Origin of the sequence: Geothrix campi (genome assembly GCF_024609265.1) — a bacterium.
Lineage (GTDB): Bacteria > Acidobacteriota > Holophagae > Holophagales > Holophagaceae > Geothrix > Geothrix campi.
In genome coordinates this window covers 85,274-107,184 of the sequence record NZ_JANHMP010000003.1, presented here as the reverse complement: position 1 = coordinate 107,184, position 21,911 = coordinate 85,274, and the positions used below count along the sequence as shown (strand labels likewise).

Annotated in this window: 20 protein-coding genes; 9 read left to right on the top strand and 11 right to left on the bottom strand. The window is 68.1% G+C overall.

Annotated elements, in window-relative coordinates:
* Positions 1-20: 20 nt before the first annotated feature.
* The gene (locus tag NOV65_RS12310) at positions 21-857 is read right to left on the bottom strand and encodes an ABC transporter substrate-binding protein (protein WP_257306767.1); all 837 of its coding nucleotides are present in this window, start codon (positions 855-857) and stop codon (positions 21-23) included.
* Between the two features lie 79 nt (positions 858-936).
* Positions 937-1,296 (bottom strand): winged helix-turn-helix domain-containing protein, encoded by a 360-nt coding sequence (locus NOV65_RS12305; protein ID WP_257306766.1) that lies wholly within the window; start codon positions 1,294-1,296, stop codon positions 937-939.
* 64 nt (positions 1,297-1,360) lie between these two features.
* Between NOV65_RS12305 and NOV65_RS12300 the strand changes: the two genes are divergently transcribed.
* The gene (locus tag NOV65_RS12300; RefSeq protein ID WP_257306765.1) at positions 1,361-1,804 is read left to right on the top strand and encodes a hypothetical protein; all 444 of its coding nucleotides are present in this window, start codon (positions 1,361-1,363) and stop codon (positions 1,802-1,804) included.
* 4 nt (positions 1,805-1,808) lie between these two features.
* A complete protein-coding gene (locus tag NOV65_RS12295; RefSeq protein ID WP_257306764.1) occupies positions 1,809-3,035 on the top strand; it encodes a molybdopterin molybdotransferase MoeA in 1,227 nt (408 codons plus the stop codon).
* On the opposite strand, the gene NOV65_RS12290 is transcribed toward NOV65_RS12295, so the two are convergent.
* Complete coding sequence (locus NOV65_RS12290; RefSeq protein WP_257306763.1) at positions 3,010-4,236, bottom strand: amidohydrolase family protein; 1,227 nt, start codon at positions 4,234-4,236, stop codon at positions 3,010-3,012. The genes NOV65_RS12295 and NOV65_RS12290 overlap by 26 nt on opposite strands.
* A gap of 124 nt (positions 4,237-4,360) precedes the next feature.
* On the opposite strand from NOV65_RS12290, the gene NOV65_RS12285 reads away from it, so the two are divergent.
* From NOV65_RS12285 to NOV65_RS12270, 4 genes are all read left to right on the top strand, one after another.
* Positions 4,361-4,747 (top strand): DUF488 domain-containing protein, encoded by a 387-nt coding sequence (locus tag NOV65_RS12285; RefSeq protein ID WP_257306762.1) that lies wholly within the window; start codon positions 4,361-4,363, stop codon positions 4,745-4,747.
* 52 nt (positions 4,748-4,799) lie between these two features.
* A complete protein-coding gene (locus tag NOV65_RS12280) occupies positions 4,800-6,164 on the top strand; it encodes an MFS transporter (protein WP_257306761.1) in 1,365 nt (454 codons plus the stop codon).
* Positions 6,165-6,311: 147 nt separating this feature from the next.
* Complete coding sequence (locus NOV65_RS12275) at positions 6,312-7,454, top strand: homogentisate 1,2-dioxygenase (RefSeq protein WP_257306760.1); 1,143 nt, start codon at positions 6,312-6,314, stop codon at positions 7,452-7,454.
* Positions 7,455-7,477: 23 nt separating this feature from the next.
* Positions 7,478-7,852, top strand: a complete 375-nt coding sequence (locus NOV65_RS12270) for a DoxX family membrane protein (RefSeq protein WP_257306759.1) — start codon at positions 7,478-7,480, stop codon at positions 7,850-7,852.
* Positions 7,853-7,855: 3 nt separating this feature from the next.
* Here the strand turns inward: NOV65_RS12270 and NOV65_RS12265 are convergent, their stop codons facing one another.
* Positions 7,856-9,313: an amidohydrolase family protein gene (locus NOV65_RS12265; protein WP_257306758.1), complete on the bottom strand. Its 1,458-nt coding sequence runs from the start codon at positions 9,311-9,313 to the stop codon at positions 7,856-7,858.
* A 104-nt stretch (positions 9,314-9,417) separates the two neighbouring features.
* On the opposite strand from NOV65_RS12265, the gene NOV65_RS12260 reads away from it, so the two are divergent.
* Positions 9,418-10,347, top strand: coding sequence for a mechanosensitive ion channel family protein (locus tag NOV65_RS12260; RefSeq protein ID WP_257306757.1), 930 nt, complete (start codon positions 9,418-9,420; stop codon positions 10,345-10,347).
* Here NOV65_RS12260 and NOV65_RS12255 read toward each other — a convergent pair.
* Together NOV65_RS12255 and NOV65_RS12250 are read right to left on the bottom strand one after the other, a co-directional pair.
* Positions 10,344-11,201, bottom strand: coding sequence for a flavin reductase family protein (locus NOV65_RS12255; protein WP_257306756.1), 858 nt, complete (start codon positions 11,199-11,201; stop codon positions 10,344-10,346). The two genes, NOV65_RS12260 and NOV65_RS12255, sit on opposite strands and share 4 nt — an antisense overlap.
* Before the next feature lie 11 nt (positions 11,202-11,212).
* Positions 11,213-12,232 carry a fumarylacetoacetate hydrolase family protein gene (locus NOV65_RS12250; protein ID WP_257306755.1) on the bottom strand — a complete coding sequence of 340 codons (1,020 nt, stop codon included), beginning with the start codon at positions 12,230-12,232 and terminating at the stop codon, positions 11,213-11,215.
* A gap of 89 nt (positions 12,233-12,321) precedes the next feature.
* Here NOV65_RS12250 and NOV65_RS12245 point away from each other — a divergent pair, with 89 nt between their 5' ends.
* Positions 12,322-13,218 (top strand): MBL fold metallo-hydrolase, encoded by an 897-nt coding sequence (locus NOV65_RS12245; RefSeq protein WP_257306754.1) that lies wholly within the window; start codon positions 12,322-12,324, stop codon positions 13,216-13,218.
* 5 nt (positions 13,219-13,223) lie between these two features.
* Here the strand turns inward: NOV65_RS12245 and bioA are convergent, their stop codons facing one another.
* The 4 genes from bioA to NOV65_RS12225 all read right to left on the bottom strand — a co-directional run bounded on the left by bioA (position 13,224) and on the right by NOV65_RS12225 (position 17,906).
* Positions 13,224-14,591 carry an adenosylmethionine--8-amino-7-oxononanoate transaminase gene (gene bioA / locus NOV65_RS12240; RefSeq protein WP_257306753.1) on the bottom strand — a complete coding sequence of 456 codons (1,368 nt, stop codon included), beginning with the start codon at positions 14,589-14,591 and terminating at the stop codon, positions 13,224-13,226.
* Positions 14,592-14,615: 24 nt separating this feature from the next.
* Positions 14,616-16,481, bottom strand: coding sequence for a hypothetical protein (locus tag NOV65_RS12235; protein ID WP_257306752.1), 1,866 nt, complete (start codon positions 16,479-16,481; stop codon positions 14,616-14,618).
* A gap of 143 nt (positions 16,482-16,624) precedes the next feature.
* Complete coding sequence (bioD, locus tag NOV65_RS12230; protein WP_257306751.1) at positions 16,625-17,233, bottom strand: dethiobiotin synthase; 609 nt, start codon at positions 17,231-17,233, stop codon at positions 16,625-16,627.
* 19 nt (positions 17,234-17,252) lie between these two features.
* Positions 17,253-17,906: a tetratricopeptide repeat protein gene (locus tag NOV65_RS12225; RefSeq protein ID WP_257306750.1), complete on the bottom strand. Its 654-nt coding sequence runs from the start codon at positions 17,904-17,906 to the stop codon at positions 17,253-17,255.
* Positions 17,907-18,036: 130 nt separating this feature from the next.
* Between NOV65_RS12225 and NOV65_RS12220 the strand changes: the two genes are divergently transcribed.
* Positions 18,037-20,655 carry a CHASE domain-containing protein gene (locus tag NOV65_RS12220; RefSeq protein WP_257306749.1) on the top strand — a complete coding sequence of 873 codons (2,619 nt, stop codon included), beginning with the start codon at positions 18,037-18,039 and terminating at the stop codon, positions 20,653-20,655.
* Positions 20,656-20,685: 30 nt separating this feature from the next.
* Here NOV65_RS12220 and NOV65_RS12215 read toward each other — a convergent pair whose 3' ends face one another.
* The gene (locus tag NOV65_RS12215; protein WP_257306748.1) at positions 20,686-21,894 is read right to left on the bottom strand and encodes a thiolase family protein; all 1,209 of its coding nucleotides are present in this window, start codon (positions 21,892-21,894) and stop codon (positions 20,686-20,688) included.
* Between the last annotated feature and the right edge of the window lie 17 nt (positions 21,895-21,911).

Sequence of the window (21,911 nt, the reverse complement as noted above, 5' to 3'; positions counted from 1 at the left end):
GCTTCCTCCGTCCGGCGGGCCTATTCCGGCTTGCCGGCATCAGGAAAGAATAACGGCGAGCCAAAAGTACCGATTCCGAATTCTTTGATGGTGGTCTGCACATCTTTTGACACCAGGAAGTCAGCAAATGCGCGGGCTCCGGGAGCATTCACCCTGGGATGCCGCGCGGGGTTTACCTCGATGACGTGGTAGACATTCAAGAGGGCGGCATCGCCTTCGCTGAGGACCTCCAGACCGAGTTTTTTGCGCAAGGCCAGGTAGGTGCCGCGATCTGACAAAGTGTAAGCCCGCTTTTCGGCGGCCACGGCCAGGGTCTGCCCCATGCCGAGGCCCGTCTGCTGGTACCAGGCCTGGCCCTCGGCCTTGACGCCCGCAGCGGCCCAGAGCTTCTTCTCCTGCGCGTGAGTGCCGGAGTTGTCACCCCGTGAAATGAACACGGCGTGGCCCGCGGCGATGGCCTGGAGGGCTGCGGCGGCGGCCTTCCCGCGCACGTGGGCGGGATCGGCGACGGGGCCGAGGAGAATGAAGTCGTTGTGCATGACGAGGCGACGGTTCACGCCGGAGCCTTCGGCCATCAGGGCCTTTTCCGCATCCGGCGAATGCACGAGCAGCACGTCCGCCTCGCCCTTCCTCCCCATGGCGAGGGCCTGGCCGGAACCGACGGCGATAGTTTTCACCACATAGCCCGTCTGCTTCTCGAAGCGGGGGATCAGCTCATCCAGCAGGCCCGAGTCCTGGGTGCTGGTGGTGGTGGCGAGGATGACGGCTTTCGTGACCGGGGGTCCGGCCTGGAGGCCCACGCAGGTCAGGGCGGCTGCCAGCAACCAGTCGCACCCGGGGAGTCTTGAGGTCCGCATGGTCGCCTCCGCAGCGATGGTTTCGTCAAGATACAACGATGAGATAGGTCCGTCCGGCCTGCCTGGCCGATTTGTGACGTCAGTCCAGCAGCCGCTTCCGGAAGGCCCGGACGTCGGCCTCGATGGCGGTGGCAGCCTTGGCCTGGATCGCCCGGAAACGCTTCAGGGCCTCTTCCCCGATGGGCGTCAGGTGGGCGCCACCGCCCTGGGTACCCCCCTTGGCCGCCAGCACCACCGGGGACCGGAAGCACTGGTTCATCTCGTCCACCAGCAGCCAGGCCTTGCGGTAGCTCATCTCCAGAAGGCGCGCGCCGGCCGAAATAGAGCCGGTCTGCCCGATGGCCTCCAGGAGGTCGGCCTTGCCCTGGCCGATGGCGATGTCGCTGCCGTAGGCGATGCGGATGCGGATGGAGGCGGCGGGAGAGGCGGGTTTGGCCATGGGGATCTCCGTCGGGGCCATTTCAGCACGAAGCCCAGCCATCGGACTCTGCTAGAAGGGAAGCATGGAACCCGTGCCCCAGGACAGACCCGCGCCGCGCACCCTCCTCCAGGTGCTCTGCCCGGAGTCGCCGCGGCACTTCCCCTGGGCGCGGCCTGCTCAGCTGGTGCTGCGCAGCCTCCACATCGCGGCCATGGCGCTGGTGCTGGGCGCCATTCCCTTCGGGGCGGGCTTCCACACCCTCCTGGTCCCGATCCTCCTTACGGTGGCCACAGGCGCGCTGCTCTTCGCCATCGACCTGGCCCGGGATGCCGCCATCCTTACCCAGGGCAGCGGCGTGGCCGTGCTGGTGAAGTTGGCCCTGCTGGGCCTGGGGGTTCTGCAGCCTGCCTCACGTCTGCCCTGGTACCTGGCCGCCACCCTGGTCGCCTCGGTCGGCTCCCACATGCCCGGGGCCTGGCGGCACTTCTCCTTCCTCCAGTGGAAGGTGATCAAGCATCCGGATTGAGGCCATGACCACTCCCGCCGAAGCCCTCCAGTTGATCCTCACCCGCGTGGCGCCCCTGCCACCGCGCACCCTGCCGCTGGCGGAGGCGCTTGGTCTGGCTGCGGCCGAGGCCATCACCTCCACCGAGCAGGTGCCCCCCTTCACCAATTCCGCCATGGACGGCTACGCGGTGCGGGCCGGCGACCTGGCCGCAGCCTCGCCGGAACACCTGGTCCGCCTACGCGTGCTGGGAGACCTCGCCGCCGGGGCCATGGCGGACCAGGCGGTGGCTGCCGGGACGGCCTGGCGCATCATGACCGGCGCGCCCCTGCCGGAAGGGGCCGACTCGGTGGTGCCCGTGGAGGACACGGAACGGGGCGCGGACTGGGTGGAGGTCCATCGGCCGCTCCGGAAGGGCATCCACATCCGCCTGGCCGGTGAGGACATCCAGGCGGGCCTGGCCCTGGTGGTGGCGGGCTGCGCGCTGCGCCCCGGCGACCTGGGCGTGCTGGCGGCGGTGGGCCTTTCCTCAGTGAACGTGCATCCGCGGCCGCGCGTGGCCGTGCTCACCACGGGGGACGAGTTGGTGGATGCCTCCGAACGGCCCGGCCCGGGCCAGATCCGCGACGCGAACATCCACGCCATCTGCGCCCAAGTGGCCGCCTGTGGGGCCATCCCGATCCCCTTCGCTCGGGTGCGGGACGACCGGGCCACGCTGACGGGTGTGCTTCGCGAGGCCCTGCGGGCCGACGCCATCCTCACCACCGGCGGCATCTCCGTGGGGGACTACGACTTCGTGAAGGCCATCCTGGAGGAGCTGGGCGCGGAGCGCGTCTTCTGGAAGGTGGCCCAGAAGCCCGGTGGACCACTGGGGTTCTGGAGGCTGGGAGACAAGCCCATCTTCGGCATCCCCGGCAATCCCGTGGCCGCCATGCTGATGGTGGAGGAGTACGTGCGGCCGGCCCTGCGGCGCCTGATGGGCTTCGCGAAGCTCCACCGCCCGGTGGCAGAGGCGCGTTTGGAGGGCGGCTGGAGCGGCAAGGCCGGCGACCACCGTACGACCTTCCTCCGGGTCATCGCCCGACGCGAAGCCGGTCACCTCCAGGCGCGGCTCACGGGCCCCCAGGGCTCCGCCATCCTTTCCTCCATGCTCCACACCAACGCGTTGGCGGTGATCCCCGCAGGCATGGATCTCGTGGAACCGGGCGGCGCGGTCACGCTCCACCTCACCGACGAGGCAGAGGACCACTAGGGGTCAGAGTCTCCGGATCGCGTTGGAAGAGAGCTGCCTCCCACCTGCGGCCCGTCTTCGGATCCCTCAGGGTTCGCTTGAGAACGAAGTCGAAGAGGAGCGGATTCCGTCGCCAGATCTCGTTGAGGGCCTTCCGCTCGTCGGGGGTGATCATCTTCAGCTGCACGAGACGGCGGGTCCAGATGATGAGGTTGACGCCAGGCAGGGGATAGTCGCTGCCGTTGAGCAGGCGCTGGTCAAGATCGGTGCGGGCGAGCAGCGTCCGCAGGGGCGCGGGTAGGCGGTTGATCTGAGTGATGGCGGACAGGTCACCGTAGAGGCGGCCCTGGTAATTTGGATCCGCCATGAGGCGCAGGAAGAGGTCGAAGTTCGTGGCGGTCTTCCCAGGTTGATCCAGATCCGCATTCCGCCCCAGGCTGGCGCAGTGGGCCACGATCACGGTGACGCCCAGGTCCAGGGGGCGGCGGAGGCGGAGGGGATTGCCCAGCGCCTGTGCCCCTTTGACCGCCACGGCCTTCTCCTCGCCGGCGTGCGTGAGCAGGACCATGCCGAGTTCCTGCATGCGGCGGTAGAAGGCGTCGTAGCGTGGGTCCGCGGGGTCGATGTTCTGGGCGTTGGGCAGCCACTTGAGCAGGCGGGCGCCCCGGGCAGCGCAGGCTTCCAGTTCCTGGATCGCGTCCTTGCGGGCCGGGTGGATGGAGACCACCGGCACGATGAGATCGGGTTGCAGCGCCGCCACCTCGAACACGTAGGCGTTGGGGACGTGGAACTCCGTGCGGACCGGATCTGGAGTGCCGTCGTCCCGGTAGGCCTGATCCATGGCCAGCAGGTGGATCTTCACGGGGCGGGGGAAGGCCCGGGCCCGGGCGATCAGCCTGTCCAGGTAGTCCCGGTCGAAGTGGGCCAGACCCTGCACGCCGGTGGCCTTGAGGTAGAGTCCGGTCTCGAAGCGCTTGAAGGGATGTCTGGGGCTGAGCTTCTTCGAGTTCACGGAGGTGCCGTCGCCGTCCTGCCCCAGGCCGATGGCGTGGACGTGCACATCCATCACGGGGCGCGCCGGATCCAGATCATCGAAGGCGCGATCGATGAGGTTCTGGGCCGCGGGTGAATAGGCCTGGCTGGCCTTCGGGGCTTTGGCCAGGGCCGGGAAGGCCAAGGCCAGGGCCAGAAGGAGGCAGAGTCGGGCTGGGCGGAGAGGCATCCGCCATTCTTAGCAGGCCTCGCCGCTTGAGCAAACGATGAAGCGCGGGTTCATGGCCTGCGCACCGCCGCGCGATGCTACAAAGGTTGGCGTGGCCGTGGAATCGGCTTCAAGGGAGGGCACCATGGCCATCCGGGTGGTTCGGCTGGGCAGTCCGCGAGTGCCGGGCGAGGGCCTGCGGATCGGAACGGTGCGCCGGCCCCCCCGGGGCGTGCCCAAGGCGGAGTTCGCCAGTCGGGATTACTACGACCTGTGGTTGCCTGAGGCGGCTCCCAGCGAGGAACTGGTGAAGCAGGCCCAGGCGGCGGAGAGCGACCGGGATTGGGCGGCGTTCAAGAAGAAGTACCGCACGGAGATGGCACACCCCGAGAAGGCCCGGCTCCTGGACTTGCTGGTGGCGTTGTCCCGGCAGGCGGATTTCTCCGTGGGCTGCTACTGCGAGGACGAATCGCACTGCCACCGCTCCGTGCTGCGGGACCTGCTGGCCGAGCGGGGTGCCGAGACCCGCTGAGAGGGCCGGGACGGAGACCATGGCACACTGAATCCCCACCTCGAGGTCCCCGATGGAAGCCCAGCTGTCCTTTCGCGAGAAGTACCATTTTCCTGCCAGCTACTGGAACGCAAACCTCACCGAGCTGTTCGAGCGGGCCGCCTACTACTCCATGGCGAGCTTCATCGTCATCTACCTCGGGCGGCTCGGCCTAGGCGACTACTGGCCCAGCACGCTGAACGGCGTGCTCTGGTTCCTGGTCTACTTCCTGCCAATCCTCAGCGGCACCATCGCGGATCAGATCGGCTTCCGCCGCAGCCTGCTCCTGGCCTGCGTGCTGCTGGTGGGGGGCTACTTCCTCATGGGCTATCCCGTCTGGTTCGGTGGGCAGACCCTGGCCCTGCAGGCCGGGAAGGAGGTCACGGCGGGCATGGGCGTGATGGTGCCCGTGGCGGCAGCCATCGTGCTGGTCGGCATCGGCGGCTCCTTCGTGAAGCCTTGCATCGCCGGCACCGTGCAGCGCACGCACCTGGGCAAGGCCACGCTGGCCTTCGCCATCTTCTACATGGTCATCAACATCGGCAGTGTATTCGGGCGCCTTACGGCCTTTTTCGTACGCACGAAGCTCGGCAAGCTCGACACCATCTTCCTCGTGTCCATGGCGGCTTCGGTGCTGGCCTTCCTGGTGGTGGCGCTGCGCTACCGGGATCCCGAATCGACGGTGGATCCCGGCAAGCCCCGGCGCACCATCTCCGAGATTTTCTTCGGCATGTTCAAGGTGCTGGGCAGCGGGCGTTTCGCGTTGTTCCTGTTGGTGAGCAGCGGCTTCTACTTCATCTACAACCAGGTCTACAACGTGCTGCCGCTCTACGTGAAGAAGACCGTGGAGCTGAGCCCGGCCATGGACCTCTACACCATGGCCAACCCCATCACCATCGTGCTGTTCCAGCTGCTCATCACGAAGCTCTTCGGCAAGCTACCCCCCATCAAGTCCATCATCGTGGGAACGGTGATCATCGGCCTTGCCATGCTCATCAACGTGGCCCCGCTCTACATGGCGGGTGGCGTGACCATGAAGCTTTGGCTCCCATTGGGCAGCCTCTTTATCGTGATGACCGTGGCCCTCATCGCTTTCGGCGAGCTGTTCGCATCGGCCCGTCTCTATGAATACATCGGCTCCCTCGCCCCAAAGGGGCAGGAGGGCCTCTTCCTGGGTTATTCCAATCTGCCCATGGCCATCGGCAGCCTGGTAGGGGGGCCTGCTGGCGCCTGGTTGTTCAACAAGGTGATGTGCGCCGGTGCCGTGCCGCAGGCGAACGGCCTGCTGAAGCTGGACCCCAAGGCCGCCGCCACCGGCTGGATCATCCTCACCCTGTTTGGCCTGGGCAGCGCGCTCAGCCTGTGGTTCTACAACCGCTGGTTGCAGAAGCAGGGCTGAAAGTACAAGGAACCGACATGAGCGGAGGAGAGCGGAGACAGAGAGGAAAGCGGAGAAAAATTGGCCGGTCTTTTCTCTGCTCTCCTCTGCCCCTCCGCTTATTGAATTCTTTTTGAGTGATAATGGATCCTCGCTCCGAGGTCCCCCATGTCCAAGAAGGAAACGCCGCTCTTCCCCCTGCGCAAAGGCCTGCACACGCGGCAGGCGCACGTGGACCTGCCTGCGGGGACCTTCGAGGAGGAACACGCGCGCAACGGGTTCTTCGGCCGCACCACGCACCTCTACCGCCTGCACCCGGTCACGGATTGGACCCGCATCGAGGGGCCTCTGCGGCCCCACAGCTACGACCTGAACGGCCTGGCGGATTCGGCGGACGCCAAGGTCCGGGCTTCCATGTTCGGCTCGATCGAGCCTACCTTCGCCCCCATCTGCATCCTCCACAACGGGGACGTGGCCCTGCACTGGGTGGCGCCCTCGGCCATGGACTTCTTCTACCGCAACGCCGACGGTGACGACGTCTACTACATCCACGCCGGCGGCGGGAAGCTGGAGACCACCTTCGGCGTGATCGACTACGCCACGGGCGACTACCTGGTGATCCCCCGGGGCACGACCTACCGTTTCCTCCCGGATGCCACGCCCCAGCGCTACCTGCTGATCGAGAGCTTCAGCGAGGTCACCATCCCCGACCGCAACCAGCTGGGCCCCAACGCCATCTTCGATCCGGCCATGGTGGACACCCCGGAGCTGGAGCCCTACGATGCGACTCCGAGGGAGTGGGCCGTCCACATCAAGCGGGAGAACCAGATCACGAAGGTCTTCTATCCCTTCAATCCGCTGGATGTCGTCGGCTGGAAGGGCGATCTGACCGTGTGGCGCATCAACGTGAAGGACATCCGGCCCGTTGTCAGCACGCGCTATCACCTGCCGCCTTCGGCGCACTCCACCTTCATCGCGACCAACTTCGTCATCTGCTCCTTCCTCCCCCGGCCCTTCGAGGAAGAAGAAGGCGCCATGCGCGTGCCCTTCTTCCACTCCAACATCGACTACGACGAGGTGCTGTTCTATTCGGCGGGCCACTTCTTCTCGCGGGACGGCATCGGCGCCGGGATGATGACCTGGCATCCCCAGGGCATCCACCACGGGCCGCACCCCAAGGCCATCCCCCTCAGCCGCACCAAGGACCGCACGGACGAGGTGGCCGTCATGGTGGACGCCTTCCGGCCGCTGAAGGCCACGCCCGCGGCGGAGCTGATGGAGAACATGAACTATTGGGCTTCGTGGAAGTAGTGCTGGTCTAAGGAGGCAACACTATGAAATGGGCTGTCATCGCCGTGCGCAGCCTGGTGGGGCTGCTGTTTCTCTTCGCATCCATCACGTTCCTGTTCAAGCTCATCACGCCGCCGCCGCCCACGGGTGCCATGAAGACCTTCAGCGACGGCCTGATGGCCTCCCGCTACCTCATGCCCACCGTGAAGGTCATCGAGTTGGCCTGCGGCCTGGCCTTCCTGTCGGGACGCTTCGTGCCTCTGGCCACGGTGTTGATCGCACCCATCATCGTGAACATCGTCCTCGTCCACGCTTTCCTGGGCCCGGAAGGGCTGCCCCTGGCCATCTTCCTCGTGCTGGCCAACGGCTTCCTGGCCTACCACCACCGGGAGAGCTACAGGCCCCTGTTCCGGGCCTAGCCTTCAGCGTATGCCGACGTGGGCGCGCACGGAGTCGATGAGCTTCGCTGTGTCGTAGCCCAGGCCATCCTTGAAGACCGTCACGACGTTCTCCAGGTCCTCGATCTTCGTCGAGGGGTCGCCCTTCACCACCACCAGATCCGCCTGCTTGCCGGGAGCGAGGGTGCCGATGCGCTCGAGGCGACCCAGGAAGGCGGCGCCGTTGGCCGTGGCGATGTGGATGGCCTCCACGGGGGTGAAGCCCGCCTCCACCAGCAGCTCCAGCTCCCGGTGGTCGCCGAAACCCGGCAGCACGCCGCCCATGCCTGTGGGATCGGGCCCGGCCAGCAGCAGGCCGCCGGCCTTCACGAAGGCCAGCTCGAAGGCCATCTCCTTCCGGAGGAGCTGCTCGGCGCGGCCGTTCGGCGCCGTTGGCACCTTGGCCCGGGCCGCCAGGTAGCTGGCTTTGGATTCCGCGGACATGGCCGCGAGCATCCGCGTCTGCAGGGGCGGCCGGCCGGGCACGCCCAGCTCGAAGACGGGGAGGGTGGAGGTGACGGCCACGTGCTTCGCCACCAGGTCCCGGATGAGGCCCTGCACCTCGGGGTCCGCCACGTTGAGCTTGAGCCAGGAGCCCCAGGACGCGGAGACCGGCGGGGCCACGTCAGGCTGCTTGCCGGGGGTGAATTCCGTATCCGTGTACACGGGACCATGCTCGAAGTCGTCGATGCCCAGGGCCATGGCCTCGGGCCAGGTGACGGAGCCCAGATGGCCCGTCACCTTGAGGCCGCGCTTGTGGGCCTCCTCGATGGCAGCGCCCAGGTCGGCCCGGGTGATGTTCATGTACGCCTTGAAGGAGGTGACCCCGGCGTCCGCCCAGTAGGCCACGAAGCGGCGGGCATCCTCGGGGCCGCGCAGGGCGTGCATCTGGGGCGTCATGGGCTCGAGGCCCTCGAGGTAGGGCCCCGTCACCTCCATCTTCGGGCCGGGCATGAGGCCCGCGTCGATCTGTCGCTTGAGGTTCAGGTCGGTGTAGGGCTCCAGGCTGCCGGTGGTACGGATGGTGGTCACTCCGCAGGCCAGGTAGAGGCGCGGGGCCGAGTAGGCGATCTCGGCGAAGAGCCGCCCGGGTGGCACGGCGGCGCCCTTTTCGTCGCTGTGGATGGAGTGGGTGTAGAAGAGGTGGTTGTGCATGCCCACCAGGCCCGGGAGCACCGTGTGGCCAGTGAGGTCCAGCACCCGGGCCTCCTTCGGGATCGCCACCCGGGAGGCCGCGCCCATGGCATCGATGCGGCCGTTCCGCAGGACCAGGGCCTGGTCCTCGAGAGCGGGCGCGCCGGTGCCATCCACGACCCGGGCATGCACCAGCGCCACCACCGGGGCGTCGACCTTGAGAAAGGAGCGGACCTCGGGGGAAAGGGCCTGAGCCCGGACCGGGAGCGCGCAGAGCAGGAAGGCGGCAAGGAGGCTTGCGTGGCGCATCGGATGCTCCCTGGGTCGAGACAGCCACGCTACTGGCGCCCAGGGGGACAGGCAAGGGAATTCGGGGCCCGAGCCTTGGTAGCCTGGAGGCAGGAGATGGCCGCATGGTTCTCGTCGATGGGATGTTCAGTTTCCTCCAGTCCTCGCCGGGAGGGGCCACGCAGCATGCTGGCCGGTTCCTGGGCTGGATGGAGCGGACCGGCTGGGAGAAGCTCCAGCACCTGTTCCTGGTGGCCCTGGCGGGGCTGGCCCTGCTGCTGGCCGTGAAGCTGGTCACCCGGGCCGTGCGGCGGGCCGTGGATGATGGCAACGAGGACGTGACCACCGACGCCGAGCGCCGGGCGGAGACCCTCGGCAGCGTACTCACCAACACGGCCCGGGTGCTCGTCATCGCCTTCCTCCTGCTGATGGTGCTGTCGGAATTCGGGGTGAACATCGGGCCCCTGGTGGCCGGCGCCGGCGTCGCGGGCGTGGCCCTGGGCTTCGGCGCCCAGAGCCTGGTGAAGGACGTCATCAGCGGCTTCTTCCTCCTGCTGGAGAACCAGTTCGGCGTGGGGGACATCGTGAACGTGGACGACAAGCACATCGGCACCGTGGAGCGCATGACGCTGCGCGTGACCCAGCTCCGGGATTCGGAGGGCCGCGCCCACTTCGTGCCCAACGGCTCCATCATTCGGGTGGTGGTGCTCTCCAAGGACTTCGCCCGGGCCCTGGTGGATGTGGAAGTGGACTACGACGCAGACCCCGACCGAGTTTTCGACGTGCTGAGAGAGCTGGGGCGGAAGCTGCACGCGGACCGCCCCGACCAGGTGCTGGAGCCGCTGGAGGTGAAGGGCGTGGAGGCCCTCGGGGCCAGCGGGTTCACCATCCGGACCTTCACCAAGACCGCGCCGGGTGCCCAGTGGGAAGTGGCGCGGGAACTGCGCCGGCGCATCCTCCTGGCCTTCCGTGAGGCCGGCATCGAGATCCCCTATCCCCAGCGGGTGGTGCACCATCGGGGCACCGCCGGGCTCGATCTGGACGCCGAGGGCTAGGCCCTCAGGCGCAACGCGGCCAGCCGCCAGGCTTCCTGCAGATCGTTCCGTTCAAGGGCCGCCTGCAGGGCCTGCTCCAGGTCCCCGGCGCCGTCAGGATCCCCGGGTCGCCCGGTCATGGCCTCCAGGTCCGGCAGGCCGGGGCTGTTGGCGAGCTGGCCCAGGTCGTTGGCGGTGAGGATGCGGCTCTGCTTCAGAGGTTCAGGCAGGGCGTCGTAGCCCAGGGGCCTCCCCGTGGGCTTGGGCACCTGGAATACGGCGGCCCCGCTGGCCCGCGTGTAGAAGGCGCCGCCGTTGCGGCCGATGAGATCGAGGGTATCCGGGTGGAGAAGGCCATCCACGAAGCAGTCCTCGCGCACGTGGAAGGCCAGCACCTCGCCGATGAGCATGAGGCCGGACCCTGGACCGCTGCCCAGTTCCACCACCTGCAGGAGGCGGCACTCCATCTGGAAGGGGCTCTCGGCCACGAGGGCGGGCCGCACGAGCTGCGCGGGCAGGGGTGTGAGGCCGCTCTTGGGGAACTCGTCCACGCCGTCCGGCCATTCGGCGCTGGCCACGTTCATGGGGTGCAGCATGGCGTGGCTCACGGCGGCGATGACGAATTCCCCCGTGGCCACGGCGTTCAGGTAGGTGTGCTTCACGGTGCCGTCGCGGCCCCGGCGGTTGGGCGCGAAGGCCACCGTGGGTGGGTTCGAGCCGAAGGCATTGAAGAAACTGAACGGCGACAGGTTCCGGATGCCGTCTTTCGAGATCGTGCTGGCCAAGGCGATGGGGCGTGGGGCCACGCCGCCGCAGAGCAGGGCGTTGGTCTCGATGGGCGTGAGGTCGCCGGGAAGGATGGTGCGCAGGGTCATCGCTGGTCCAGTCAGTCCCCGGCCTCGCCGCTGGGTGTACCGGCGTAGAGGTCTGGGAGGGTACCGCCCACCAGGGTCGGGGGCACATCCACCAGTCGTTCCGGGGCGTGGGTGATGGTGTTTACCAGGCGGCCCAGGCCCTCGATCTCCAGCACCACCTCGTCGCCGGCCTTGAGCCAGAGGTTGTCGGTGATCTTCGAGCCGTTCAGTTCCAGGAGGCAGCCCGTTCCCACAGTGCCGCTGCCGATGACCTCGCCCGGATGCATCTGGATGCCGTAGCTGGTGCGTTGGAGGATCTGGGCGAAGGTCCAGTTCATGCTGTCGGCGTTGCCATTCGACAGCCGATGTCCATTCACGTCGCAGGTCATGGAGGCGTGGAGCAGCTCGCCGGCGGCGGTCCGCTCCAGCTTCAGCTCATCCTTGGTCACCAACCACGGGCCCAGGCTCGTGGCAAAGTCCTTGCCCTTGCATGGGCCCAGCGAGAGCTTCATCTCCTCCATCTGGAGCATGCGGGCGCTCCAGTCGTTCATCACCATGAAACCGAAGATGGCCGCGTCTGCCTCCTCCAGGGTGGCGTTCTTCAGGGGGTGGCCCGTGACGATGGCCACCTCCAGCTCGAAGTCCAGGCGCATGAGGTGGTGATCCTGCACCCGCACTTCGCCGGGGCCCGTGACGGCCAGGTGGTTGGTGAAGTAGGTGACGGGGAAGAGGTCGAACTCGGGGATCATCTCCAGCCCGCGGTTGCGGCGCGCCGTGGCTACGTGCTGGCGGAAGGCGTAGCCGTCGCGCATGGACACGGGCCGCGGCACGGGGGCCAGCAGGCGGACGGACGTTTGGTCGATCAGGGCGGCGGCCGGCGGGGCAGCGGCGAGGGCCCGGGCCAGGGGCAGCAGCTCATCCTGGCGGCGGATGAGGGCCAGCATGTCCACGGCCAGGCGGGGTTCGGCGGCGGCGAAATCGAGGATACGGCCGTCCGCCATCACGGCGCCGATCTTCTCCGCATCGGCCTTCAGGAACGTCACCAGCTTCATCGGAATCTCCGCAAAGACCCAGTGTAATGCCGGGAAAACACGACTCTGGCATCGTCATTCGCCGGATGAGACGAGGTACACTTCGGGTTATGCGCGCCCTCCTTCTGGTCACGACCCTCCTTCTGCCGGTAGCCGCCATGACGCCACCCGCCCCGACCAAGGCCTCCCGCCTCGAACCCCTGCGCGTGGGCCAGCTGCAGGTGTGGCGGCTGCAGGACGGACGGATCTCCCTCGCCGCGTCGCTCCTCAAGGGCCTCGATGCCGCTGAGGCCCGGCGGATGCTGGGCGGGAAGGACGCCGCGGACACGCCGGTGAACGCGTTTCTCGTGCGGATGCCCGGCCGGACCGTCCTGGTGGACACGGGCATCGGCAAGGATCCCGAGGAGGACTCGGGCCACCTGACAGAGCAGCTCGCCGCCGCGGGCGTGGCGCCCTCGGACATCGACCTCATCCTCATCACCCACGACCACTTCGACCACATCGGCGGCCTGCTGAAGGCCGACGGTACCCGAGCCTTCCCCAAGGCGGTCCTGCGGGTGGCCCGCCGAGAGCACGCATTCTGGACGGAGGACCCCTCGCGCCTGCCCGAGCGCCTGCGGGATCGGGCGCCGAAGCTGAAGGCCCTCTTCGGCGTCTATGAGCGGGCCGGGGCCTTCCGCCCCTTCGACGACGGCGAGGAGCTCGCCCCGAGCCTCCGCGCCCTTTCGGCCCACGGCCATACGGGCGGTCACACCATCTATGCGTTCACTTCCGAGGGACAGGAACTCTGGTGCATCGGCGACCTCATCCACTTCGGCGCGGTGCAGTTCCGGCGGCCGGAGGTGGGCGTCGCCTTCGACTTGGACGGAGACCGCGCCGTGAAGATCCGCCAGGAGCTGTTCCGCGAGGCCGCCCGTCGGAAGGTGGTGCTGGCGGGCGCCCACCTGCCGCAGATCGTTCGCATCATCCCGAAGGGCGCAGGCTACGAAGCGGTGCCCGTGCCCTGATTCACCTATTCGCGGGACAGCAGGTCCAGCAGCGTCTCCGCGGCCTCGTGGATCCGCCCCGGGGGCGTGCTGAGGGGCGGCAGCAGGTAGAGGCAGTCGCCCATGGGGCGCACCAGCAGGCCGCGGTCCAGGGCCCGGCGGTGGAGGCGCCAGCCGAAGCGGTCGTCGGGCGGGTGGGCCGCGCCGGTGGCGGGATCCACCAGCCGGCAGGCGCCGATGGTGCCCAGCACGCGGGCTTGGCGCACGGCGGGATGCGCGGCGAGGGCGGTGAAGGCTGCCGTCATCGCTTCGTTCAGCGCGGCCGCGTTCGCCAACACGGGCTCGTCGTCGAAGAGGGCGAGGCTGGCGCAGGCGACTGCACATGCCGTTGCATTGCCGGTGTAGCTGTGGCCGTGGAGGAAGGCCCGGCCCGAGGCGGGCGTGCCCCAGAAGTGGCCGTAGAGCTCCTCCGTGGCCCAGGTCATGGACAGGGGCAGGGTGCCGCCCGTGAGGCCCTTGGAGAGGCAGAGCAGGTCCGGGGCCACGCCCGCCTGTTCGCAGGCCAGGAAAGTGCCGGTGCGGCCAAAGCCCGTGGCCACCTCGTCGAGAATGAGGTAGACGCCGTGGGCGTCGCACTGGGCCTGCAGCTCCCGCAGCAGTTCCGGCGGCCACATGCGCATGCCCCCGGCGCACTGGATGAGGGGCTCGGCGATGAAGGCGGCGAGGCGCTCTCCGTGCGTGGCGAAGAAGCCGGCCATGGACTGGCGGGCCGCCTCCAGGCGTTCGGGCCAGTCAGTGAGGTCGGGCGCCACCTCCCGGCGCGGATCCTCGGGCACCTCCAGCCGCTCGCAGGCCAATAGCAGGGGCCGGAAGAGGCCCGTCATGAAGTTGTCCAGCTCCCCCACGCCCACGGCGCCGAGCGTGTCGCCGTGGTAGCCGCCGCGCAGGGCGCCGAAGCGGTCGCGGCCCTTCTGGCCGCGCTGGAGATGGGCCTGGAAGGCCATCTTGAGGGCCACCTCCACCGCCGTGCTGCCGTCGTCGGAGAAGAAGGCGCGGGTGAGGTTCAGCGGGAGCTTCGGCCGCAGCCGCACCACCAGCTCCAGGGCGGGCTCGTGGGTGAAGCCCGCGAACATCACGTGGTCGAGCTTCGCCGCCTGGCGTTCCAGAGCGCTCACCAGCCTCGGATGGCCGTGGCCGTGGAGGCAGGTCCACCAGCTGGAGATGCCGTCCAGCACCCGCTCGCCATTGGCCAGCAGCAGGTCGCAACCCTCGCCGCCGACCACGGGCACCGGCGGGTCGGCCTCGTGCACCTGCATCTGCGTGAAGGGGTGCCACACATGGGCGCGGTCCAGGGCCAGGCGGTCGGTCCAGTCGGGGGGTAGGGGCGTCGGCATGCCTCCAGTCTAGGCCAGCCTCGTTCAGGTCTTGGGCGGATCACCTTTGACTTCGGGGTAGAGCCGCCGGACACAGTCGGGACAGATGCCGTGGGTGAAGTCGGCTTCCGTGTGCTCCGAGATGTAGGTCTCGAGCTGGTTCCAGGAGCCCTGGTCGTCGCGGATCTTCTTGCACGAGGCGCAGATGGGGATGATCCCGTGGAGGGTCTTGATGGTGTCCAGGGCGGTCTGGAGTTCCTGGGTGCGGGTGGTGACGCGCTGCTCCAGCGTGTCCTTCAAGTCGTTCAACTCGCGGAAGGAGACCCGGAGCGCATCGGTCATCTGCTGGAAGCGGTCGTTGAGGTGCTGGATCTCTTCGATGCGGCTGGGAGCCAGGGCCAAGTCGGCGCCCGGAGCCCCGCTGAGGCGTCCAGGGAAGGCGCGGGTGGCCTCCTCCAGGCGGGCGACGGCCCGGGTGAACCTCCGGCTGAACAGGTGGGCCAGGCCGATGGTCAGGAGGATGAGGAGCAGGAGCGTGCCGAGGCCCTGGATGGTGATCCGGCTCAGCCCCGCGATCAGCGGGGCCTGGGGGGATTCCACCACCAGTTTCCAGGGGAGCTGCGGGCTCAGGATGCCCTCCTGGACGATGAAGGACTCGCTCCAACGCTGCAGGGCGCTGCGCCCCGGCCTGGCCGGAGGGATGACGTGCCAGACTCCCTCACCGAGGGGGCGGCGCTCGCCGGGTGGCGGCGCAAAGACTGACATCATGGCCAGGTCCTTCCGGGTGCTGGCGACCACGTGTCCGGAGCGGTCGAGGAGGGTCAGCTGGGCGTCGGTGGAACTGGCGACGATGGCGAGGACTTCCTGGATCAGGCTGGCATCCACGATGCCGATGCAGTAGCCGTCGTACCGTCCATTCCGGACCACGGGGACCACGAGGGAGATGACCGGCTCCGGCCTGCCGATGCGGCCCATGACCACGTCGGCCACCCAGGGCCTGAGGGACTCCCGCAGGATCGGGATGTAGGGCCGATCGGAGAAGTTCCTTCCGAGAGAGGAATGCCCCAGGCTATCAACAAGGGGACTGAAGACAATGACGTCCGCATGGACATCCAGCACGCCGGCCCGCTTGAAGGCCGGCATGGCCGTCCGGATGGCCTCCACGACGTGCTGAAGGTCCTCCCGGCGCTGGTTGGGCTGGGAGGCCAGGCTCGCCAGGGTGGCGATGCTCTGATGGCGGTCCTCGATCCAGGTCTGCAGGACCTGGCGGGCTACCAGGTCCAGCCCGGCGCTCTGGCGCACCAGGTCCTGCTCGCCCCGGCGGACCTCCTGGCGGACGGAGACCGTCAGGTAGAGGAGGGCCGGAAAGGTCACCAGCGACACCATCGTGACGAAGACCACGGAGCGGAAGGCCGGGCGGGCCGCCCCGACCCCGCGGAACCGCGCCCGCCATGCCAAGTGGAGGATGCAGGCCAGCAGGGCGTTGATGATGCCGTTGACCGCCTGCTTCAGGAAGACCAGCGCCGTCGTCTGGACCGGGGTCAGCAGCACGAGGTGGTAGAACGCCCAGATCAGGGGGAACCCCAGTGCGCACCAGAAGAGGAGATCTGCGAGAAGGAGATCCCACGACCGGCGCCGTACGAGCCAACCCACGAAGAGGGCCTCGCCCGCGAGGATCACCATGGCCCAGGGATGATTCCAGAGAATCCAGGTGGCGCTGCCCGCAATCAGGGCCGCCACCACGCCGGGCCTCTCGCCGAGGTGGAGGATCGCGAGCATCACGAAGACCGATCCGAAAATCAAGTCCACGTTGAAGAAGATCTCGTAGCGCAGCAGGTTGACCAGCAGCCCCGCCAGCCCGAAGAGGAGCGCGGGCAACAATCGGTGACGGAACAAAGTGGGGGCTGGCATGAGACCCATTCCTGCGGGTGGAAAGGCTGGATCAACGATCGATCCGAGAGGTGATTCCACCTGGGCGTGGAAATCCAGAGCAGCCTCTGGCGGCTTGGCCCAGCAGAGGATAGTGCCTGGATCGGACGGGAACCGCCCGAAAGTTAGTTCAGGACGTGGACCGGGACGGGGAGGAAGGTCCGCAGGACGGACGCGTTCTCTTCGGTCGCCTCGGAACTGGTGCCGTCGGCCCCGGGATTGAGCAGCACAGTCTCAATCCGCCACCCGCGGAGCATGAGGGCCTCGGCGCTGAGCAGGGTGTGGTTGAGGGTGCCGAGGCCGCCCAGGGCCACCAGCACGCAGGGGATCTGGAGGTCCGTGGCCCAGGCCAGGAAGTGAACCTTCGGCGCCAGGGGCACCATGAGGCCGCCCACGCCCTCCAGCAGGATTCGTCCCTCGGCGGGGCGGCGGCACCAGGCCGCGGTGGCTTCCAGATCCAGCACGCGGCCTTCCCGCAGGGCCGCAGCCAGGGGCGAGAGCGGCGCCCGCAGGAGGACGTGGCTTTCGGCGGTGATGGCCGGACCTGCCACGGCGCTGGCGTCAGCTTCGGGATGATCCGGCCGGTCCACCCCGGTCTGGAAGGGCTTGCGGTAGCTCACGGGGTCCGAGGCCGCCCAGGCGCGGGCGATGCGCGAGGCTACGAAGGTCTTCCCCACGCCCGTTCCGGTTCCGAGGACCCAGAGCGGGCTGGGGAGGGCGTCGAGGTTCAGCATGGCCGAGCGCCGCAACGCCTCAACGGGGCATGCCGCCCTTGTTGAGCTGGGCCAGCAGCTGCCGGGCCTGGGTGGCCTGCTCGCTGTTGGGGGCAAGGACCAGCACCTTGTTGAAGGCCTTGGCCGCTTCGTCGGGCTTGTTGAGATCGCCGGCATACACAATGCCGAGGTTGAAAATGCTCGGCACGTGGGAGGGGTTGATCTTGCCGGCCTTCTGGAAGTTGGCGATGGCCTTGTCGAACTGGTTGAGCTGGCGGTACATCACGCCCTGGTCGGTGAGGATGTCGGGATCGTCGGGTTTCAAGGCCAGGGCCTTGGCGTAGGCGTCCACGGCCTTCTGGGGCTGATGGGTATCGAAATAGTCGTTGCCCAGGCCCACCCAGGCGTCACGGTTCTTGGGTTCGGCCTTCACGAGGCCTTCCAGCTTGATGATGCGGGCCTGCATCTCCGCATTCGGAAGGCCCATGCCCGGCGGGATCTGGCCGGGGGCCGCGGCACCGGCCGCGCCAGGTGCCATGCCGCCGCCCAGAGAGGGCGCGGGCAGGACCACGGCGGCGGTGGGCGCGGCCGTGGTGGGGCCGGCCTCCCTGGCGTTGCCGGAGCCGACGAAGTAGCCCACCAGAAATCCTGCGGCGAGGCCTCCAGCCAGGGCGAACATGATGTTCCGGTTCAAAAGCCACCTCCTGAAGACCTTCCGGTCACCTGCGATTCTCCCACAGGTCGTGTCTGCGGCCGGTTGGGCGAAGAAAAAAGACACGGGGCTCCCCGAAGAGAGCGCTCCATGCCAGGATTATTCCGACCCCATGCTCCCTGAGGTAATCGTGGCCGACCCTTCGTCCCGCCCCCCCGCCCCGGGTCGATCCCGGGCGGCGGTCGTGCTGGTGGTCGGGGTGGCCATGTCCCTGCTGGGTTTTTTCCTGGCCCGGGACGCCCACTACCGCCAGGTGGAGGCCCAGTTCCGCGAGGCGGCCCGCGATCGAGCGGAGAGTGTGGCCGAGGGGCTCCGTCATGGCTTCGAGGATGTCCTCGTGCTGCGGAGCTATTTTGAATCCAGCGATGAGGTGAGCCGGGCGGATTTCGACGCCTTCACGGCGCCCACCCTCGCCCTGCACCCCTACATCCAGGCCTTCCAATGGCTGCCGGAGGTGGGCCCGGAAAACCGGAGTGCCTTGGAGGCGGAAGGGCGGCGCTTCCAGCCCGGCTTCCACTTCTTCCGGCGGGATGAGGCGGGACGAAGCAAGCCTTTGCCTCCGCAGGCCCGGTTCTACGCGATCCAGTTCGTGACGCCTTTCCCGGGGAACGAGGTGACCCTGGGCTATTCGGCCGAGCACCTGGCCACCCGGCAGGAGGCCCTGGCAAGGGCTCTGCGCACGGGCGAGGTATGCGCCAGTGGCCGGATCCGCCTCCTCCAGGAGACGGGTGAGCAGGCCGGAATCCTGGTCATGGCCGCGGTGCGGGACCGGCGAGGCCGCACCCTGGGTGTGGTGCAGGGTGTCTTCCGGGCCGGGGATCTGGTCCAGAAGGCCATCGCCATCCTGGAGCCCCGGGGAGTGGACCTGAGCCTGATGGACGATAGCGCCCCAGAGGCCGAGGCCCTGCTGCACCGCGAGCCCTCGCCGCTCCCCCCGTCCGGCCAGGGCGGTCCATCCAAGCTCCGGCATGCCCTCGGTTTCGACCTGGCCGGCCGACGCTGGGAGGTGGTGGTGACCCCGGCGCGGGGACACTACGACCTGGGGGCCGGGTGGCGGGCCTGGAGCGTTCTGGCCGGAGGCCTGGCCTTCAGCCTGGTCCTCGCGGCCTACGTGCGGGGGTTGTTGGCCGGCCAGGCTCAGATCCGGACCCAGGTGGAAGCCCGGACCCGCGAGTTGGCGCAGGAGACGGAAAGCCACCGCCGCGACGCCCAGGCCCTGCGGGAGAGTGAAGCGCGCTTCCGCCACCTGGTGGAGGTGATGGGAGAGGGCATGTGGGTGGTGGATCCCCAGGGGAACACCACCTTCGTCAACCGCCGCATGGCCGAGATGCTGGGCTACGCGCCCGAGGAGATGCTTGGCCGGCCCCTGTCCGATTTCATGTTCGAGGCCGACCGCGCCACCTCGGATCGCAACCTGGCGCAGCGCCGGAACGGGATCGCAGCGCAGCATGACTTCCGGTTCCGGCGGAAGGATGGCTCGGAAGTCTGGACCATCGTGACGGGCAATCCGGTGATGGACGACGAGCGGCGGGTCGTGAGCGTGCTGGGCATCATCACGGACATCACCGAGCGGCGCCGGGCCGAGCAGGCGCAGCTCCAGAGCCAGAAACTGGAGAGCCTCGGGGTGCTCGCCGGGGGCATCGCCCACGACTTCAACAACCTGCTCACCGCCATCCTGGGGAATATCAACCTGGCGCAGATGTGCACCCCGCCGCTGTCCCCCGCCCAGCCCTATCTGGAGAACCTGGAGAAGTCGGTCCATCGCGCCACGAGCCTCACGCGGCAGATGCTGGCCTACTCCGGCAAGGGCCGCTTCACGGTCGCCCCCCTGGACCTGAACCAGGCGGTGGAGGAGATGTCCCACCTGCTGGGGGTGTCCATCTCCAAGAAAGTGACCCTGAGGTTCCAACTGCAGCAGGGACTCCCCGCCCTCATGGCCGAGGCCTCCCAGATCCAGCAGGTGGTCATGAATCTGGTCACGAACGCCTCCGAGGCCATTGGCGACCGGGAGGGCATCGTCTCGATCCGGACCGGAACGCAGGTCTTCCCGGAAACCACCCTGACCCGGGACTTCCCCGGCCAGGCCATCGAGCCCGGGACCTTCCTGACCTTGGAAGTTTCGGATACGGGGCAGGGCATGAGCCCCGAGGTGCAGGCCCGCATCTTCGAGCCCTTCTTCACCACCAAATTCACGGGCCGCGGCCTGGGGCTGTCGGCCATGCAGGGCATCGTCCGGGGCCACAAGGGCGGCATCCGGGTATACAGCGAGCTCGGGAAGGGCACCACCTTCAAGCTCATCTTCCCGGCTGGCCTGGATGCCGCGCCGGCCTGGACGGAGGAGGACGAACCGGCGGCCTGGACCGGGTCAGGCACCATCCTGGTGGTGGATGACGAGGAGGGCGTGCGGACCGTGGCCGATGCCCTCCTCCGCTCCATGGGATTCGATGTGCTCCACGCCAAGAACGGGCTGGAGGCTCTGGAGCAGTTCAAGGCGAGTCGAGACGCCATCAAGGTCGTGCTCATGGACCTCACCATGCCGCACATGGATGGAGCCGAGACCTTCCGCGAACTGCGGCGCCTGGATCCCCACTGCCGTGTGGTGCTGACCAGCGGCTACAACGAGCAGGACGCCATCCATGAATTCCTGGGCAAGGGCCTGGCGGCCTTCGTCCAGAAACCCTTCCACCACTCGGATCTGATGCGGGCCATGCGCAAGGCCCTGAACAGCTGAACGGCTGGGAGGCGAGGGGGGTGGATCGCCTCAGCGGGCCGGCTTCAGGACCGTGCACACCGAGGCGCAAATGGGGCCGCCGATGTTGAAGGTGACCGCGGCGCGGGCCCCGGGGACCTGGAGGTCCGCCGGCACCTTGCCGAGAAGCTGCCAGGCGGACCAGCCCACCATGGCGATGCCCGTGGCGCCCACGGGATGGCCCTTGGCGATGAGGCCGCCCGAGGTGTTGATGCCGCACTCGCCTTTGGGAGCGGCCTTGCCGTCCACCCAGTAGGCGGCACCTCGCCCCGGCTCGGCTTTGCCGATGACCTCCGTGCCCAGGGCGGCCATCACCGTGAAGCAGTCGTGGATCTCCGCCACGTTGATGTCCGCCGGGCACAGTCCCGCCAGCTCGTAGGCCCGGGCCATGGCGCGCTGGGCTCCCGCGGGGTGGAGCACGTCGCGGCCCGCCTTGAGCAGGGGATCGGTGGCCTGGGCGTAGCCGGCCAGCTCCACGCAGTCGGCCTTCGTCACGCCGAGGCGGGCCAGGCCCTCCTCCGTGGCGATGAGGAGGCCCGCGTAGCCGTCCGTGATCTGGGAGCAGTCATAGGTCTTCATGGGCAGCCCCTCGATCAGGTAGCGGTTGCGGTCGCCGATGGTGGCGGCCTCGTCGAGGGTGACCTTCACCTTCTGCATCTGGGCGTACGGATTGGCGTTCGCGTTGGCGTATTCCTGGACGGCGATGGCGGCCAGATCTCGCTCGGACACGCTCCAGTGCCTCATGTAGACGTCCATCACTTCGGCGAAGAGGTGGGGAAAGATGTAGGTCTTGCCAGGGCGTTCGTCCGGATGGGAGAAGTAGCCCAGCACCTGGCCGATGAGCTTGCCGTCCATCTTGCCTTCGTCGTCGCGCATCTTCTCGTAGCCGAGAGCCAGGCCCACTTCGCCGTCGCCGACCAGCAGCTTGTGGGCCACGGACAGGATGGCCCCGCCGCCGGACGCGCAGGCGTTCTCCACGGATTCGATGGGCTTGCCGCCCAGGCCGGGCACCATGGCCACGAGGCCCGACAGGAGGCCCTGGGCGTTCAGGGAGACGTTGCACACGGCACCCACGGAGGCCACGTCCACCACGGCGGGATCGGCGCCCACCTGGGCGACGGTCTCCGTGGCGGCCCGTTGGAGGATCTCCGGCACGGTCATGCCCAGCAGCTTCCCGAACTTGGACTGGTGGTAGGCGGCGATGTAGAGCTTCTTGCGCATGGAAGCCTCCGTGGCGT